The sequence below is a fragment of the Amycolatopsis vastitatis genome (genome assembly GCF_002234595.1).
Lineage (GTDB): Bacteria > Actinomycetota > Actinomycetes > Mycobacteriales > Pseudonocardiaceae > Amycolatopsis > Amycolatopsis vastitatis.
This window is the reverse complement of sequence record NZ_NMUL01000001.1, coordinates 1-14,815: the sequence shown is the minus strand read 5'-3', so window position 1 is coordinate 14,815 and position 14,815 is coordinate 1. Positions and strand designations below refer to the sequence as shown.

The window sequence follows — 14,815 nt, the reverse complement described above, 5'->3', positions numbered from 1 at the left end:
ACCCTCCCCCACCCCGATACGAAGCCGAAACACGGCCGGTAGTGCCGGGTCAAGGCACGCTTTCCCGCCTTGACGCGGTGCTCCGGCCGTAGTCACAATCCGGCTTCGGGGTGGCGGGTACCACCAGGACCAAGGTCCTGATCTGCTGTGACCGAGGTCCTGTGAAGCGGCCCCGGCGTTCTCACCAGGACCTCACTGCCTACCCTCAACGGGGTGAACTCCGTGACCGAGCTGGCGATCTCCGGACCGCTGCTGCTCGCCGCGGGCGTCGCACTGCTGGCCGGCGCCATCTCCTTCGCCTCGCCGTGCGTCGTGCCGCTCGTGCCGGGGTACCTCGCGTACCTCGCCGCGCTCGTCGGTGCGGATGCTCCGGCCGTCCGGGCCGACGAGGGGCGCAAGAAGGGCCGGTGGGCCGTCGTCGGGGCCGCCCTGCTGTTCGTGCTCGGGTTCACCGTCGTCTTCGTCGGCACGTTCGGCACCCTCGTCTGGCTGACTGCCACCCTCACCCTCAACCAGGACCTGCTGCAGCGCCTCGGCGGCGTGCTCACCATCGCCATGGCGCTGGTGTTCCTCGGCTGGATCCCCGGCCTGCAGCGCGAGGTCCGCTCCCACCGCGTCCCGCGCGGCGGCATCTGGGGTGCCCCGCTGCTCGGCGCCATCTTCGGGCTCGGCTGGACGCCCTGCATCGGCCCGACGCTGTCGGCCGTCACCACCCTGGCCAGCGCGACCGGCGGTGCCGAGGTTCGCGGGTACGTGCTGATCGCCGTCTACTGCCTCGGCCTCGGGCTGCCGTTCCTGCTCATCGCCCTCGGCGCCCGGTGGGCCGTGCGCGCCACCGACTGGGTCCGCCGGCACGGCCGCCAGGTGCAGATCTTCGGCGGCGTGCTGCTGCTGATCGTCGGCCTCCTGCTGGTCACCGGCGTCTGGGGCGATCTGATGGGCTGGCTCCGCAACGAACTCGCCGTCGACCTGAGGCTGCCGCTGTGACGACCACCGAAGCGCCGCCCAAGGCACCGCAGGGCCCGACGCCCGCCAAGCGCACCTTCGCCTTCCTGCGCAACACCTGGCGCGGCCTGACGTCGATGCGGACCGCGCTCGTCCTGCTGTTCCTGCTCGCCCTGGCCGCCCTGCCCGGCGCGCTCCTGCCGCAGCGGAAGCTCAACGCCCCCAAGGTCGACGACTACATCGCCGCCCACGGCTGGTGGGGGACCCTGCTCGACAAGCTCGAGTTCTACGACGTCTACTCCAGCATCTGGTTCTCGGCGATCTACCTGCTGCTGATGATCTCGCTCATCGGGTGCCTGACCCCGCGCAGCTTCGAGTACGTCCGGGCGATGCGCGCCAAGCCGGTGCTGACGCCGCGCAACCTGTCCCGGATGCCGCACTACCGGCTCGGCCGCGGCAAGGCCGACGTGTCAGACGCTGCCGCCGAGATCGCCGCCGTCCACAAGCAGCTCTCCGGCTGGCGCCGCATCGAGCGCGAAGAGGACGGCGGTGTCCGCACGATCTCCGCCGAACGCGGCTTCCTCCGCGAGACCGGCAACCTGATCTTCCACTTCAGCATGCTCGGCCTGATCGTGTTCTTCGCCCTCGGCAAGCTCTACGGCTACGAGGGCCAGGTCATCGTCCAGGCCGACGGCAGCACGTTCTGCAACGCGGGCATCTACAACTACGACTCCTTCAACGCGGGCCTGCGCGTCGACGGCACCGACCTCGACCCGTTCTGCGTGAAGGTGAACGACTTCACCGCGCGCTACACCCAGTCCGGCCAGCCCGACTACTACCACTCGAACATCGAGTACCAGTCCGGCCAGGACCTCGAGACGAACACCTGGCGCCCGTACGGCCTCGAGGTCAACTCGCCGCTGCGCACCGCCGGCGACCGCGTCTACCTGCTCGGCCACGGCTACTCGCCGAAGTTCACGGTCACCTTCCCGGACGGCACCCGGCGGACGCTGAACACCCAGTGGCGCACGGTCGACCCGAGCACGATGCTCGCCGAAGGCGCGACGAAGTTCGACCAGCCCGGCATCACCGACGAGGTGCAGCGGCGGACCCGCCAGCTGGCCGTCACCGGCCTCTTCGCGCCGACCGCCTTCCTGCACGGGAACGTCCTGACGTCGTCGGCGCCCGAGCCGGACGACCCCGCCGTCGCCGTCGACATCCTGCGGGGTGACCTCGGCCTCGACGCCGGGCGCGGCCAGTCCGTGTTCGAGGTCGACCAGTCGCTCGTCGACGACGGCAGGCTGAAGAAGATCGCCCGCGAGAACCTGAAGGTCGGCCAGGAGATCAAGCTCGACGACGGCACGAAGGTCCGCTTCGACGGCGTCGGCCAGTGGGTGTCGCTGCAGGTCTCCCACGACCCGACGCAGGGGTTCGTGCTCGGTTTCGCCGTCGCGATGTTCGTCGGCCTCGGCGCGTCCCTGCTGGTCAAGCGCCGTCGGCTGTGGGTGCGGGTGAAGCCGGGAACCGAAGACGAGCCGGGTACCGTGATCGAGGTCGCCGGGCTGGCCCGCACCGACCAGGCCGGGTACGGCGAAGAGTTCCACCGGGTCAGCGAACGCCTGATCAGTGGGCAGAAGGGCTGAGGCATGCCGATCAACGAGACGCTGTCGACCTACAGCGACTGGCTGTACACCACCGCCGCGGCGATCTACGTCGTCGCGCTGATGTTCACCCTGATCGAGCAGGGCTTCGGCGCCAAGGGCAGGCTCGCGACCGAGCGCGCCAAGCTGCGGGCGCGCGAGCTCGTCGGCGCCGGCGGGCCGCCGGTCGAGGAGGTCCCGGCCGCGCAGCGCGAGGTCGGCCGCCCCGAGCGGATCGGCCGGATGGGCGCGGCGCTGCTCGTGCTCGGCGCGCTGCTGCAGCTGTCGGCGATCGTGCTGCGCGGGCTCGCCGTGCACCGCGCGCCGTGGGGCAACATGTACGAGTACGGCATGGCCGTCACCTTCATCGCGGTGGTCACCTGGATCGTCGTGATGACGAAGTTCCCGGTCCGGCACCTCACCGGCTTCCTGCTGCTGCCCGTCGTGATCCTGATGTTCATCAACGGCACGCTGCTGTACACGATCGCGGCGCCGGTGCAGCCCGCGCTGCAGTCGTACTGGCTGGTCATCCACGTCTCGGCGGCCATCATCGGCTCCGGCGTCTTCCTCGTGCCGGGTGTCGCGAGCGTGCTCTTCCTGTTCCGCGCGGCCTACGAAAAGGACGCCACGAAGTTCGCCCGGTTCGCCTCGAAGCTGCCCGCGGCCGAGGTCCTCGACCGGATCGCCTACCGGACCACCATCTTCGCCTTCCCGGTGTTCACCTTCGGCGTGCTCTGCGGCGCCGTCTGGGCCGAGTCGGCGTGGGGCCGGTTCTGGGGCTGGGACCCCAAGGAGACCTGCGCGTTCATCGCCTGGGTGGTCTACGCGGCCTACCTGCACTCACGGGCGACCGCGGGGTGGCGCGGGGCGCGGGCCGCGGTCATCAACATCGTCGGGTTCGCGGCGATGATCTTCAACCTGTTCTTCGTGAACCTCGTCTCGGTCGGCCTGCACTCCTACGCCGGGGTGGGCTGAGCATCGCGCGCGTCCGCCGACTACCGTCGACATCGGGGGACTGATGTGTCAGGCGGAGCGCGCGGAGGTTTTCACCGGTGACCGGACCCAGCGAAGAATCGGCTCCTGGCCACCCCGACCAGGCCGCTGCCCCGCAGCAGCCGGGGCTGTTCGCCGACGACCGGACGGACTCGCACCCGCACCCCGAGACGTCGGGCGCGTACGACTTGCAGCCCACGCAGGCGGTGGCGCCGCCGCCCAACCCGGCGGTTTCGGGCCCGCACCAGGTGCCCAACCCCGCCGTGTCCGGTCCGCACCAGATGCCCTACGGCTACGACCAGAACCTGCCGCCGCTGCAGCCCCAGTACGACCCGGCCCAGCAGTACGCGCAGGCGCAGTACCCGCAGCAGCCTCAGCAGCCGTCGGGTTTGCCGCAGCCCCAGGGCGGCCGCCACGCGGCGCCGCAGCAGCCCGGCCACGGCCATGACCTGTCGACCGCGCACCTGGTCAAGCAGACCAAGCGGCCACCGCAGTCCGGCTGGCGCAAGGCGCTCTACGTCGGCACCGGGAAGCTGGTCAACCCCGGGGAGAGCCCGGCGGACACCCAGCGCCGCGAGCTCATCGCGCGCGTCAACCAGCCGCTGCGCGGGTGCTACAAGATCGCGATGCTGTCGCTGAAGGGCGGCGTCGGCAAGACCACCGTGACGACGACGCTGGGCTCGACGTTCGCGTCCCTGCGCGGCGACCGCGTCGTCGCCGTGGACGCCAACCCGGACCGCGGCACGCTGTCGCAGAAGATCCCGCTGGAGACCACCGCGACGGTCCGCCACCTGCTGCGCGACGCGGCCCGCATCACGCGCTACAGCGACGTCCGGTCCTACACGTCCCAGGGCTCGAGCCGGCTGGAGATCCTGGCCAGCGAGCAGGACCCGGCCGTGTCGGAGGCCTTCTCCGAGGGCGACTACCGGCGCACGATCAACCTGCTGGAGCACTTCTACAACATCGTGCTCACCGACTGCGGGACCGGGCTGATGCACTCGGCGATGAAGGGCGTCCTGGACGTCGCGGACGCGCTGGTCGTGGTGTCGTCCGGTTCGGTCGACGGCGCCCGCAGCGCTTCGGCGACGCTGGACTGGCTCGAAGCCCACGGCTACGGCGAGCTGGTGAAACGCTCGGTGGCGGTGATCAACTCGGTCCGGCCCAAGGGTGGCTCGGTCGACCTCGACAAGCTGTCGGCGCACTTCGGCGCGAAGGTCAGGGCGGTGTGCAAGGTGCCGTTCGACCCGCACCTGGAGGAAGGCGCCGAGATCGAGCTGGACCGCCTGTCCGGCGAAACCCGCCTGGCCCTGCTGGACCTGGCGGCGACCGTCGCCGACGGCTTCGCGACCCCGCTCTCCCAGGGCTACCGCTGACCGGTCGTGAGTGAGAAACAGTGTTAGAACACCGTTTCTCACTCACGAGCCGGCGGTGAAGGTAAAGGACTGCCTAGAGGTCTTCGTCCCGGCGCTTGCGCTGCTGTTCGGCCAGCTGGCGCAGGAAGTCGGGGTCGTCGTCCGGGGCGAGGGGCGCGCGGCGGGCGGTCGACGGGACCCCGATCCGCTGGCCGGCGAACGACCGCCACAGGAGCAGGGCGACGACCAGCGCGCCGACCGCCGCGAGCAGAGCGAGCATGCCGGATCCTTCCGTATGGCTGCCAGTCCCCCGAGGTTAACCTCTCCGGCCGTGTGATGGGCTCAAGCCGGGTCGGCAATACACGAGGGGCCGTGCGGGACGGGGTGGTTCCCCCGTACCCGACACGGCCCCGCGCCGGAGATGGTTCAGGCGTTGCGCGCCGGTTCGCTCGCGTCGGTGGTCAGCTCGGCGAGGAGCTCGTTCACCTCGGACTCCCGGAACCGCCGGTGTCCGCCGGGGGTGCGGATCGAGCCGATCCGGCCCGCGGTCGCCCACCGGGTCACCGTCTTGGGGTCCACTCGGAACAGCGCTGCCACCTCGCCAGGGGTGAGCAGGCGTCCGCCCATCGTCGCGGTCATTTTCCGCCTCCTTAACGAACTCACTGCTATACCGGAGGCGTCCGAGCCCTTCTGCTCGTCGCGCCGGGGTAGCCAACACGGCAATCGTTGCACTTCACCCGTCGGGTACTCGAACGGTTGTCCGCGAGTAAAGAGCCCTTAAAGGTCAAAACGGACACGTTGTTTGGCGTCAGCAACCACTGTGCGGTGACGTGACGTGCCAGGACGCCATCTCGGCGCGGTACCGGGCGTGGGGCGTGGTGCCAATGGGGGATTGTCCGACCGCATAGAGTGATCCTGTGGATCAGTTGGACCGGAAGATCATCGCAGCGTTGCGCATCAACGGACGGGCCACTTACGCGGACCTCGGACGAGCCGTCGGGTTGTCCGCGTCCTCGGTGCACGAGCGGGTGGGCAAGCTGGAAGCGGCCGGCGTGATCACCGGCTACCACGCGGTCGTCGACCCCAGCTCGGTCGGCCTCGGCGTCACCGCCCTCGTCAGCATCCACCCGACCGACACCGCCACGGAGGACGACGTCGCCGACGCGCTCGCCGAGCTCGACGAGGTCGAGAGCTGCTACGCGGTGGCCGGGGACGAGGCGTTCGTCGTCAAGGTGCGCGTGCCGACCGTCGACGAGCTGGAGCGGACCCTCGGCAGGCTCCGCCGCATTCCCGGCGTCGGGCGGACGAACACCACCGTGGTGCTCTCGACGCGCTTCGAAGGCCGGCCGAACAACGCGGGGCTGCAGAGGGACCGGCAAGGCGGGGCGTAGCCTGCGTTGATGTGAGCGACGAGAAGGCCCCGAACCTGGCCCGTGACCTGACGCTGTACCTCCTGGCGCGGTTCGTGCTGGTCGCGGTGATCGCGTGGGCGCTGACGCTGGCGACCGTGCCGCTGCTGGTCGCTCTGCTCATCGGCCTGGTCGTCGGGCTGCCGCTCGGCCTGCTGCTCTTCCGCGGCCTCAACGCCCGCGTGACCGCCGGGCTGGCGAAGCGCAACGAGAAGCGGGCCCGCGCCCGTGCCGAGCTGCGCGCGCAGCTGCGCGGCGACGCGGCCGGTCAGCCGGAATGAGCCGCCTGCACAGCCGCAGCTGGGTCCGCGAGGCCGTCCGGATCATCGAGGCCGACGCCAACCGCAGCGCCGACACGCACCTGCACGTCTTCCCGCTGCCCCCGGAGTGGGGCATCGACCTGTACCTGAAGGACGAGTCCGTCCACCCGACCGGCTCCCTGAAGCACCGGCTGGCCCGGTCGCTGTTCCTCTACGGGCTGGTCAACGGCCAGATCGGCCCGGACACCGTGCTGGTCGAGGCCTCCAGCGGGTCGACCGCGGTGTCCGAGGCCTACTTCGCGCGGATGCTCGGGCTGCGGTTCATCACCGTCGTGCCGCGGCGCACGTCGCAGGAGAAGGTCGCGCTCATCGAGTTCTACGGTGGCGAATGCCACTTCGTCGACGCGGCCCCGGCGATGTACCCCGAGGCGGAGCGGCTCGCGGCGGAATGCGGTGGGCACTACCTCGACCAGTTCACCTACGCCGAGCGCGCGACGGACTGGCGCGGCAACAACAACATCGCCGAGTCGGTCTTCGCGCAGATGCGTTCGGAGCGCCACCCGATCCCGACGTGGATCGTCGTCGGCGCCGGCACCGGCGGTACGAGCGCGACCTTCGGCCGGTACGTCCGCTACAAGCGGCACACGACGAAGGTCTGCGTCGTCGACCCGGAGAACTCGTCGTTCTACGGCGCCTGGGAGACCGGAGCCCTGGACTACGCCACCGGCATGCCGTCGCGGATCGAGGGGATCGGACGCCCGCGGTGCGAGCCGTCGTTCGTCCCCGGCGTCATCGACGAGATGTTCCGGATCCCCGACGCGGGCTCGCTGGCGGCCATCCGGCTGCTCCGCGAGCGGACCGGCCACTGGGCGGGCGGCTCGACCGGCACCAACCTCTACGGCGCGTTCCGGCTCATCTCGCGCATGGTCGAGGACGGCCAGGCGGGCAGCATCGTCACGCTGCTGTGCGACGGCGGCGAGCGGTACGCGCACACCTACTACAACGACGAGTGGGTCGCGAAGCAGGGCTTGGACCTCGCGCCGCACACGGCGTTGTTCGAGGAGTTCCTGACGACCGGGAAGTTCGTCCCGGAGAGCTAGAGGTTCATCAGGACCGCGGTGGACACGGCCCAGGCGAGCATGGCGAAGCCGGTGTCGCGCAGGGCGGGGATCAGCTCGCGCCCGGTCTTCCCGCCGTGGACCGCGCCGATCGCCGGGAGCAGCAGGCCGACGGTCAGGCCGGCCAGCAGCGTCAGCCGGTAGTCGGTGGCCGCCAGGGCCAAGCTCACCAGGACCGGCACCGTCACCAGCACCAGGTAGAGCCGTCGCGTGCCCTTGTCGCCCAGGCGGGTGGCCAGGGTGCGCTTGCCCGCCTCGATGTCGGTCGGGATGTCACGCAGGTTGTTGGCCGTCAGGACCGCCGTCGAGAAGCAGCCGACCGCGATCGCGCACGCCAGCGCCGGCCAGCTCACCCGGTCCGCTTGGACGTACACCGTGCCGAGGACGCCGGCCAGGCCGAAGAACACGAAGACCGCGATCTCGCCGAAGCCGTAGTAGCCGTAGGGCTTCTTGCCGCCGGTGTAGAACCACGCGCCGAGGATGCACAGCGCGCCCATCGCGAGCAGCCACCAGTGGCCGCTGACGGCCACCAGGACCAGCCCCAGCACCCCGGCGAGGCCCAGGGAGACCAGCGCGGCGGCCAGCACGGCCTTCGGCGCGGCGACGCCGGAGCCGACCAGCCGCAGCGGCCCGACGCGGTTTTCGTCCGTGCCGCGGATGCCGTCGGAGTAGTCGTTGGCGTAGTTGACGCCGACGATCAGCGAGAGGGAGACCAGCAGCGCCAGCACCGAACGCCACCAGGAGAACGCGTCCAGCGCGATCGCCGCGCCGGCGCCCGCCACCACCGGCGCCACCGCGTTGGGCAGCGTCCGCGGCCGGGCCCCTTCGATCCACTCGCTCAAGCTCGCCATGGCGCCATTCAACGCCATGTCGATCAGTAGCCGGGCAGGAGCCCGGACGCTTTCTCCGGGGCCGGCGAGGTCAGTCGGTCGTCGGTTGCTGCAGGACGAGCGAGCCGCTGTTCGGGTCCACGGTGGGACCGTCGGCCAGGGCCGTCCCCGCGGGAAGGAGGACCCCCAGGGCGACGGCGGTGCTGATCAAGGCGGTGCGAATCAGGCGCGTCATGGTGGGTAGCCAACCGGGCGCACCCCGTGAAAGTCAACGAAGTGCCGCCATTCAGCCGCTCGATCCCGGCTGGAGCCGGGCCTTCACCGCCGCCCGGTCGATCTTCCCAGGTCCGCGCAGGGGCAGCGCGCCGGTGAACTCGACGCGCTTCGGCGTCGACGCGGGCCCCAGCTCCGCCCGGACCGCGGCCCGCAGGTCACCGGGCTCGCCGGAGGACACGACGAGCGCCACCACGGCCTCGCCCCACTCCGGGTCCGGCAGGCCGACGACGCACGCGTCTCGCACGCCCGGCTGCGCGCAGAGGCACCGCTCGATCGCGGCCGCCGAGACCTTCACGCCGCCGGTGTTGATCATGTCGTCGGCCCGGCCGAGCACCTCCAGCCGGCCGTCTTCGTGCCGGATCCCGCGGTCGGACGTGGTGAACCAGCCGTCGCGGAAGGCCTCGGCCGTCAGGTCCGGCCGCCGCCGGTAGCCGTGCGCGAGGACGTCGCCCGCGATGCGGATCCGGTCGCCGGAGACGTCGACGCGGACGCCGTCGAGGGGGAAGCCGTCGTAGACGCAGCCGCTCGCCGTCTCGCTCATCCCGTACGCGGGCACGATCCGCACGCCGGCGTCGGCGGCGCGCTCCCGCAGGGACGGGGACGTCGCCGCCGCGCCGACCACGATCGCGTCGAACGTCTTCGCCGCGGCCAGGCCCGCGCCGCCGTCGTCGAGCAGGCGGACCAGCTGGGTCGGCACCAGCGCGGTGTACCGGCGAGTGCCCTTCAGCGTCGCGGCCGCGGCGGCGAAGTCGTCCGGCCGGAAGCCGGTGCCGGTCAGGACGGCCGGCTCGGTGCCCGCCAGCTGCGACCGGACGAGCACCTGCAGCCCCCCGATGTAGTGCGCCGGGGTGGCCAGCAGCCAGTGCCCGGGACCGCCGAGCCGGGCGTGGGTGGCCTCGGCCGACGCGGTCAGCGCGCGGGCCGACAGCAGCACGCCCTTGGGTGCGCCGGTCGAGCCGGAAGTGGCGATGACCACGGCGGTGCCCGGCTCGGCGGGCTCGTCCGGGGCCATCGCGTCGCGCAGCGCGGGATCGGTGAACGGCAGCACGGCCGGGCCGCCGGCCAGCGCGTCCGCGACGGCCCTCTTCAGCGTGTCCAGCGCCTCGGGAGAACCGTCGAGGTGGAGAGGGCGCAGCTCAGTAGTAATAGGGGACGTCCTTGAAGTCGGGGTCGCGCTTCTGGAGGAACGCGTCGCGGCCTTCGACGGCTTCGTCCTGCATGTACGCCAGCCGGGTGGTCTCGCCGGCGAACAGCTGCTGGCCGACCAGGCCGTCGTCGGTGAGGTTGAACGCGTACTTCAGCATCCGCTGCGCCGTCGGCGACTTGCGGGTGATCTCCCACGCCCAGGTCAGGGCCTCTTTTTCCAGGTCCGCGTGCGGGACGACGGCGTTGACCGCGCCCATCTGGTGCATCTGCTCGGCGGAGTACTCGCGGCCGAGGAAGAAGATTTCCCGGGCGAACTTCTGGCCGACCATCTTCGCCAGGTAGGCCGAGCCGTAGCCACCGTCGAACGAGCCGACGTCGGCGTCGGTCTGCTTGAACTTCGCGTGCTCGGCCGAGGCGAGCGTGAGATCGCACACGACGTGCAGGGAGTGCCCGCCACCCGCGGCCCAGCCCGGCACCACCGCGATCACCGGTTTCGGCATGAACCGGATGAGCCGCTGGCACTCGAGGATGTGCAGCCGGCCGGCCCGCGCGGGGTCCACCGTGTCGGAGGTCTCCCCGCTCGCGTACTGATACCCGGACCGTCCGCGAATACGCTGGTCACCACCGGAGCAGAACGCCCACCCGCCGTCCTTGGGCGAGGGGCCGTTCCCGGTGAGCAGGACACAGCCGACGTCGGCGCTCATCCGGGCGTGGTCCAGCGCCCGGTAGAGCTCGTCGACGGTGTGCGGCCGGAAGGCGTTGCGGACCTCGGGACGGTCGAACGCGATGCGCACGACGCGTTTGCCGCCCCGGCTCTCGGCGGAGCAGTGGTAGGTGATGTCGGTGAAGGCGAAACCTTCGACCTCGGTCCACGCGGCCGGATCGAACAGCTCGGAAACTCGGGCGTCATCCACGTTTGCGAGGATAGGACGTGTGGACATGAACACCGCCGACGTACTCCCTCCCGCGGAGGCGGCATCAAACGCTGCCGGCGTACCAGGGGCGTGCCGGTGAACCCTTCCACCGCGCAGGCCAGGGTCATCGTCGACGAACTCGTCCGCAACACCGTTTCCCACGTCGTCCTTTGCCCCGGTTCCCGCAACGCGCCGCTGTCGATCGCGCTGTACGACGCCGCGGCCGCCGGGAAGCTGCAGCTCCACGTCCGGATCGACGAGCGCGGCGCCGCCTTCCTGGCGCTCGGCATCGCCGCGCGCACCGGCCGCCCGGTGGCCGTGCTCTGCACCTCCGGCACCGCGGCCGCGAACTTCCACCCCGCCGTCCTCGAGGCCGACCGGGCCGGCGTCCCGCTGATCGTGATGACCGCCGACCGGCCGCCCGAGCTGCGCGCGGCCGGCGCGTCGCAGGTCATCGACCAGCACCAGCTCTACGGCGACGCCGTCCGCTACTTCGACGAGCTGGCCGTCGCCGAGCGGCGGGCCGGGCAGAACTCGTACTGGCGCAGCCAGATCTGCCGGGCCTGGAACGCCGCGTACGGCGAGTGGCGCTGCGGGCCGGTGCACCTGAACATCCCGTTCCGCGAGCCGCTCGTGCCCGATCTCGACGACGACGACGAATGGTACGAATCACTCGACGGCCGCGCCGACGGCTCCCGCTGGACCGAGCTGCCGGACTTCGGCGCGCTGCCGTCGTTCGTGGTGCCTTCGGCGCGCCACGGCCTGGTCATCGCGTGCGACACCGGCGTCCAGGCGGCCAGCGAGTGGGCCGAGCAGCACGGCTGGCCGGTCGTGTCGGAGACCGGCGGCCTCGGGCTGTCCGGCGGCACGGCGATCTCGTCCGGCGCGTGGCTGCTCGGCGTCGAGGAGTTCATCGGGAAGCACAAGCCGGAGCAGGTGCTCTGCCTCGGCCGCCCGACGGTGTTCCGGCAGATCCAGAACGTGCTCTCGGACGCCTCGGTCGAGGTGCTGCTGGTGCGCCCGGACTCGGACTGGCCGGCGCCCGCGCACAACGTCCGGCAGGTCGGGCAGTGGTTCGACGAGCCGACCAAGCCCGCCGACCCGGAGTGGCTCGCGAGCTGGCGCCGGGCCGACGCGGCGGCGTCCTCGGCGGTCGCCGAGCTGCTGGCCGGGGAGGCGTGGCCGAGCGGGTTGCGCGTGGCCACCGAGCTGGTGGACGCCCTGCCGCCGGACTCGCTGCTGGTGGTCGGCTCGTCCAACCCGACCCGCGACGTCGCGCTGGCCGGACGGCTGCGTCCGGACGTCCTCGTGCACCGCAACCGCGGTGTGGCGGGCATCGACGGCACGGTCTCGACCGCCATCGGCGCCGCGTACGTGCACCGCGGCCCGTCGTACGCGCTGCTGGGCGACCTGACGTTCCTGCACGACGCGTCGGGCCTGCTCACCGGGCCCGCCGAGCAGCGACCGGATCTGACCATCGTCATCCTCAACGACGACGGCGGCGGCATCTTCTCCCTGCTCGAGCAGGGAGCGCCGGAGCACGCGGCGAGCTTCGAGCGCGTCTTCGGCACCCCGCACGGCGCCGACCTGGGCGCCCTGTGCGCGGGCTACCGCGTCCCGCACGTCGTCGCGGAGACCCTCACGGAGTTCCGGGCGGCGCTGGCGCCCGCGCCGGGGCTGCGGGTGGTGGAGGTGCGGGTGGACCGTTCTCGGCACCGCGACCTGCACGCCCGCCTGCGCGCGGCGGTGTCTTCGGCCGTCTCCGCGGTCTGACGTCAACCGCTTTCCGGGTGGAATCCCAGTAGGCAAGAAACCTCCCTTTGGCTGTTCCTGTGTCCGGCTGCCCTGGCTACGTTCGAGCGCGCTGCTTCTCACTCCTGCAGGAGGAAATCGAATGCGTGCAAGAACGCGCACCGGCTTCGGTGCGCTCGCGGCCGGCGTCGTCTCGGTGCTGCTCGCCGGCACCGCGAGCGCGGCGCCCTCGCCCGGCGCCCCCGGCGTCGGCGACCCCTACTACCCGAACGCCGGCAACGGCGGCACGGACGTGCTCCACTACGACATCCGGCTGACCTACCGGCCCGCGACCGACCTCCTGTCGGGCACGACGACGCTGCTGCTCACCGCCACGCAGGACCTCTCGCGGTTCGACCTGGACTTCGCGCTGAAGGCGTCGAGCGTGCGGGTGAACAACCGGCCGGCGCAGTTCACGAACCAGACCGGCAACGGCGAGCTCGTCGTCACCCCGGCTCAGCCGCTGCTCAAGGGCCAGACCGCGACCGTCGTCGTCGCTTACGCGGACACGCCGTCGACCGAGACGGTGGACGGCCTCAACGCGTGGAAGAAGGGCTCCTTCGGCGCCCTCGGCATCGACGAGCCGCAGAGCTCGGCGTGGTGGTTCCCGGCCAACGACCACCCGACCGACAAGGCCACCTACGACGTCTCCATCGAGGCGCCGGACGACAACGCGGCCATCTCCAACGGCACCCTCGTCCGCAAGACGAAGAGCCGTGCGGGCTGGACGCGCTGGCAGTGGCGCAGCACGAAGCCGCAGGCCACGTACCTGACGTCGTTCATCGTGGGCAAGTACGAGGTCGTCGAGTCCGCGACGCCCGACGGCAAGCCGTTCATCACGGCGTACGGCGCCGACCTCGGCGACTCGCTGTACGCGGCGAAGGCCAGTGTCGAGCGGACGCCGGAGATCGACGAGTTCCTGGCGACGCAGTTCGGGCCGTACCCGTTCGAGGCCGAGGGTGGCGTCGTGACCAGCGGCATCGGCTTCTCCCTGGAGAACCAGACCCGGCCGACGTACGGCGTCCGCAACTTCCGCGCGGGCTCGAACACGACGTTGATCGCGCACGAGAACGCCCACCAGTGGTTCGGCGACAACGTCTCGCTCGGCCGCTGGAGCGACATCTGGCTGAACGAGGGCTTCGCGTCCTACGCGGAGTGGCTGTGGTCGGAGCACGAAGGCGAGGGCACGGTCGCCGAGCTGGCGCAGTACACGTACGACTCGAACCCGGCCGACGGCGACCTGTGGAAGCTCGTCCCGGCCGACCCGGGCGCGGACAACCAGTTCGACAACGCCGTGTACGACCGGGGTGCGCTGACGCTCCAGGCGCTGCGGACGGCCGTGGGTGACCAGGCGTTCTTCGCCATTTTGCAGGCGTGGCAGGTGCAGAAGGGCGGGAAGGACGGCCGGATCCTCGAGTTCATCGCGCTGGCGGAGAAGATCTCGGGCAAGCCGCTGCACGACCTGTTCCAGACCTGGCTGTACACGGCGGGCAAGCCCGCGGTGGGCCCGAACGGCGCTGTGTCGTCTTTGTCGGCCCGCTCGGCTTCCGTGAAGCCGCACTCGTACGACCAGATCCAGGCGAACCACCGGTTCCTCGCCGCGGCACACGCGGGGTAGGCGGGACCGCTACGCTCGCGGCGTGAGCACGAGAGGTGAGCGGGCGAGGCGCGCCGGGTGGTGGATCACCCTCGGCGTCGCCTCGCTCCTCACCGTGATGTGTGTGTGCCTGCTGTTCGCGGCGATCCGCAACGACGGCGCGATCTCGGCCCAGCTCGGCACGGCGACGGCCACGGTCGACTCGGTGGCGTTCGACCGCACGATCATCCACTTCGAAACCCCGGACGGCATCGTCCACAGCCCGGCGAACGGCGTGCTGTACCCGGACGGGCTGGCGGCGGGCCAGCTGGTCCGCATCGAGTACGACGCATCGGACCCGGAACTGGCCCGGGTGGCCGGCCGCTCGGCGACGAACACGTTGCTGCCGCTGGGGAGTTTCGTGTTCTTCACGTGGCTGGTGGCCGGACCGGCCTTGTGGTGGATCCGCAGGCAGGACAAGCGCGCGAAGGCGGAAGTCGCGGCGGCGGCCTGACCAGCCGAAACTCCCCCGCCACACGGCGGTTTCTAGGGGTGGTTGCAACAT

At 71.2% G+C, this 14,815-nt stretch carries 16 protein-coding genes; 10 read left to right on the top strand and 6 right to left on the bottom strand.

What is annotated here, in order from left to right; genetic code table 11:
- Positions 1 to 213: 213 nt before the first annotated feature.
- From CF165_RS00075 to CF165_RS00060, 4 genes are all read left to right on the top strand, one after another.
- The gene (locus tag CF165_RS00075; protein WP_093945324.1) at positions 214 to 987 is read left to right on the top strand and encodes a cytochrome c biogenesis CcdA family protein; all 774 of its coding nucleotides are present in this window, start codon (positions 214 to 216) and stop codon (positions 985 to 987) included.
- Positions 984 to 2,588 (top strand): cytochrome c biogenesis protein ResB, encoded by a 1,605-nt coding sequence (gene resB, locus CF165_RS00070; RefSeq protein WP_093945323.1) that lies wholly within the window; start codon positions 984 to 986, stop codon positions 2,586 to 2,588. The genes CF165_RS00075 and resB overlap by 4 nt, the downstream gene beginning before the upstream one ends.
- A gap of 3 nt (positions 2,589 to 2,591) precedes the next feature.
- Positions 2,592 to 3,560 carry a c-type cytochrome biogenesis protein CcsB gene (gene ccsB, locus CF165_RS00065; RefSeq protein WP_093945322.1) on the top strand — a complete coding sequence of 323 codons (969 nt, stop codon included), beginning with the start codon at positions 2,592 to 2,594 and terminating at the stop codon, positions 3,558 to 3,560.
- Positions 3,561 to 3,637: 77 nt separating this feature from the next.
- On the top strand, positions 3,638 to 4,951 hold the full coding sequence (locus CF165_RS00060; protein ID WP_093945321.1) for a MinD/ParA family ATP-binding protein: 1,314 nt from the start codon (positions 3,638 to 3,640) through the stop codon (positions 4,949 to 4,951).
- Positions 4,952 to 5,024: 73 nt separating this feature from the next.
- Here CF165_RS00060 and CF165_RS00055 read toward each other — a convergent pair whose 3' ends face one another.
- Both CF165_RS00055 and CF165_RS00050 read right to left on the bottom strand, forming a co-directional pair.
- Complete coding sequence (locus CF165_RS00055; RefSeq protein WP_020643080.1) at positions 5,025 to 5,210, bottom strand: hypothetical protein; 186 nt, start codon at positions 5,208 to 5,210, stop codon at positions 5,025 to 5,027.
- 146 nt (positions 5,211 to 5,356) lie between these two features.
- Positions 5,357 to 5,569 carry a BldC family transcriptional regulator gene (locus CF165_RS00050; RefSeq protein ID WP_003081896.1) on the bottom strand — a complete coding sequence of 71 codons (213 nt, stop codon included), beginning with the start codon at positions 5,567 to 5,569 and terminating at the stop codon, positions 5,357 to 5,359.
- 278 nt (positions 5,570 to 5,847) lie between these two features.
- Here CF165_RS00050 and CF165_RS00045 point away from each other — a divergent pair, with 278 nt between their 5' ends.
- From CF165_RS00045 to cds1, 3 genes are read left to right on the top strand one after another with little or no spacing between them, the layout of a single operon-like run.
- Entirely contained in the window at positions 5,848 to 6,321 is a 474-nt protein-coding gene (locus CF165_RS00045) for an Lrp/AsnC family transcriptional regulator (RefSeq protein WP_167441290.1), read from the top strand.
- Positions 6,322 to 6,332: 11 nt separating this feature from the next.
- Positions 6,333 to 6,620, top strand: coding sequence for a DUF4229 domain-containing protein (locus CF165_RS00040; RefSeq protein ID WP_093945319.1), 288 nt, complete (start codon positions 6,333 to 6,335; stop codon positions 6,618 to 6,620).
- Complete coding sequence (gene cds1, locus CF165_RS00035) at positions 6,617 to 7,699, top strand: L-cysteine desulfhydrase Cds1 (protein WP_093945318.1); 1,083 nt, start codon at positions 6,617 to 6,619, stop codon at positions 7,697 to 7,699. The genes CF165_RS00040 and cds1 overlap by 4 nt, the downstream gene beginning before the upstream one ends.
- Here cds1 and CF165_RS00030 read toward each other — a convergent pair.
- From CF165_RS00030 to CF165_RS00020, 4 genes are all read right to left on the bottom strand, one after another.
- Positions 7,696 to 8,568 carry a 1,4-dihydroxy-2-naphthoate polyprenyltransferase gene (locus CF165_RS00030; RefSeq protein WP_167441289.1) on the bottom strand — a complete coding sequence of 291 codons (873 nt, stop codon included), beginning with the start codon at positions 8,566 to 8,568 and terminating at the stop codon, positions 7,696 to 7,698. The genes cds1 and CF165_RS00030 overlap by 4 nt on opposite strands.
- A 70-nt stretch (positions 8,569 to 8,638) precedes the next feature.
- On the bottom strand, positions 8,639 to 8,782 hold the full coding sequence (locus CF165_RS51660) for a hypothetical protein (protein ID WP_167441288.1): 144 nt from the start codon (positions 8,780 to 8,782) through the stop codon (positions 8,639 to 8,641).
- A 51-nt stretch (positions 8,783 to 8,833) separates the two neighbouring features.
- On the bottom strand, positions 8,834 to 9,958 hold the full coding sequence (gene menE / locus CF165_RS00025; protein WP_167441299.1) for an o-succinylbenzoate--CoA ligase: 1,125 nt from the start codon (positions 9,956 to 9,958) through the stop codon (positions 8,834 to 8,836).
- A 1-nt stretch (position 9,959) separates the two neighbouring features.
- A complete protein-coding gene (locus CF165_RS00020) occupies positions 9,960 to 10,883 on the bottom strand; it encodes a 1,4-dihydroxy-2-naphthoyl-CoA synthase (protein ID WP_093945316.1) in 924 nt (307 codons plus the stop codon).
- Between the two features lie 96 nt (positions 10,884 to 10,979).
- Here CF165_RS00020 and menD point away from each other — a divergent pair, with 96 nt between their 5' ends.
- From menD to CF165_RS00005, 3 genes are all read left to right on the top strand, one after another.
- The gene (gene menD, locus CF165_RS00015) at positions 10,980 to 12,656 is read left to right on the top strand and encodes a 2-succinyl-5-enolpyruvyl-6-hydroxy-3-cyclohexene-1-carboxylic-acid synthase (protein WP_167441287.1); all 1,677 of its coding nucleotides are present in this window, start codon (positions 10,980 to 10,982) and stop codon (positions 12,654 to 12,656) included.
- Positions 12,657 to 12,777: 121 nt separating this feature from the next.
- On the top strand, positions 12,778 to 14,292 hold the full coding sequence (locus tag CF165_RS00010) for a M1 family metallopeptidase (RefSeq protein ID WP_093945314.1): 1,515 nt from the start codon (positions 12,778 to 12,780) through the stop codon (positions 14,290 to 14,292).
- Positions 14,293 to 14,314: 22 nt separating this feature from the next.
- The gene (locus CF165_RS00005) at positions 14,315 to 14,764 is read left to right on the top strand and encodes a DUF3592 domain-containing protein (RefSeq protein WP_093945313.1); all 450 of its coding nucleotides are present in this window, start codon (positions 14,315 to 14,317) and stop codon (positions 14,762 to 14,764) included.
- Positions 14,765 to 14,815 lie beyond the last annotated feature (51 nt).

What these genes read in the sequence shown, in the direction of transcription:
- CF165_RS00055 (WP_020643080.1), bottom strand. Translation starts at nt 5,210, where the DNA reads ATGCTCGCTCTGCTCGCGGCGGTCGGCGCGCTGGTCGTCGCCCTGCTC.
- CF165_RS00010 (WP_093945314.1), top strand. Translation starts at nt 12,778, where the DNA reads ATGCGTGCAAGAACGCGCACCGGCTTCGGTGCGCTCGCGGCCGGCGTC.
- CF165_RS00030 (WP_167441289.1), bottom strand. Translation starts at nt 8,568, where the DNA reads ATGGCGAGCTTGAGCGAGTGGATCGAAGGGGCCCGGCCGCGGACGCTG.
- ccsB (WP_093945322.1), top strand. Translation starts at nt 2,592, where the DNA reads ATGCCGATCAACGAGACGCTGTCGACCTACAGCGACTGGCTGTACACC.
- cds1 (WP_093945318.1), top strand. Translation starts at nt 6,617, where the DNA reads ATGAGCCGCCTGCACAGCCGCAGCTGGGTCCGCGAGGCCGTCCGGATC.
- CF165_RS51660 (WP_167441288.1), bottom strand. Translation starts at nt 8,782, where the DNA reads ATGACGCGCCTGATTCGCACCGCCTTGATCAGCACCGCCGTCGCCCTG.
- CF165_RS00050 (WP_003081896.1), bottom strand. Translation starts at nt 5,569, where the DNA reads ATGACCGCGACGATGGGCGGACGCCTGCTCACCCCTGGCGAGGTGGCA.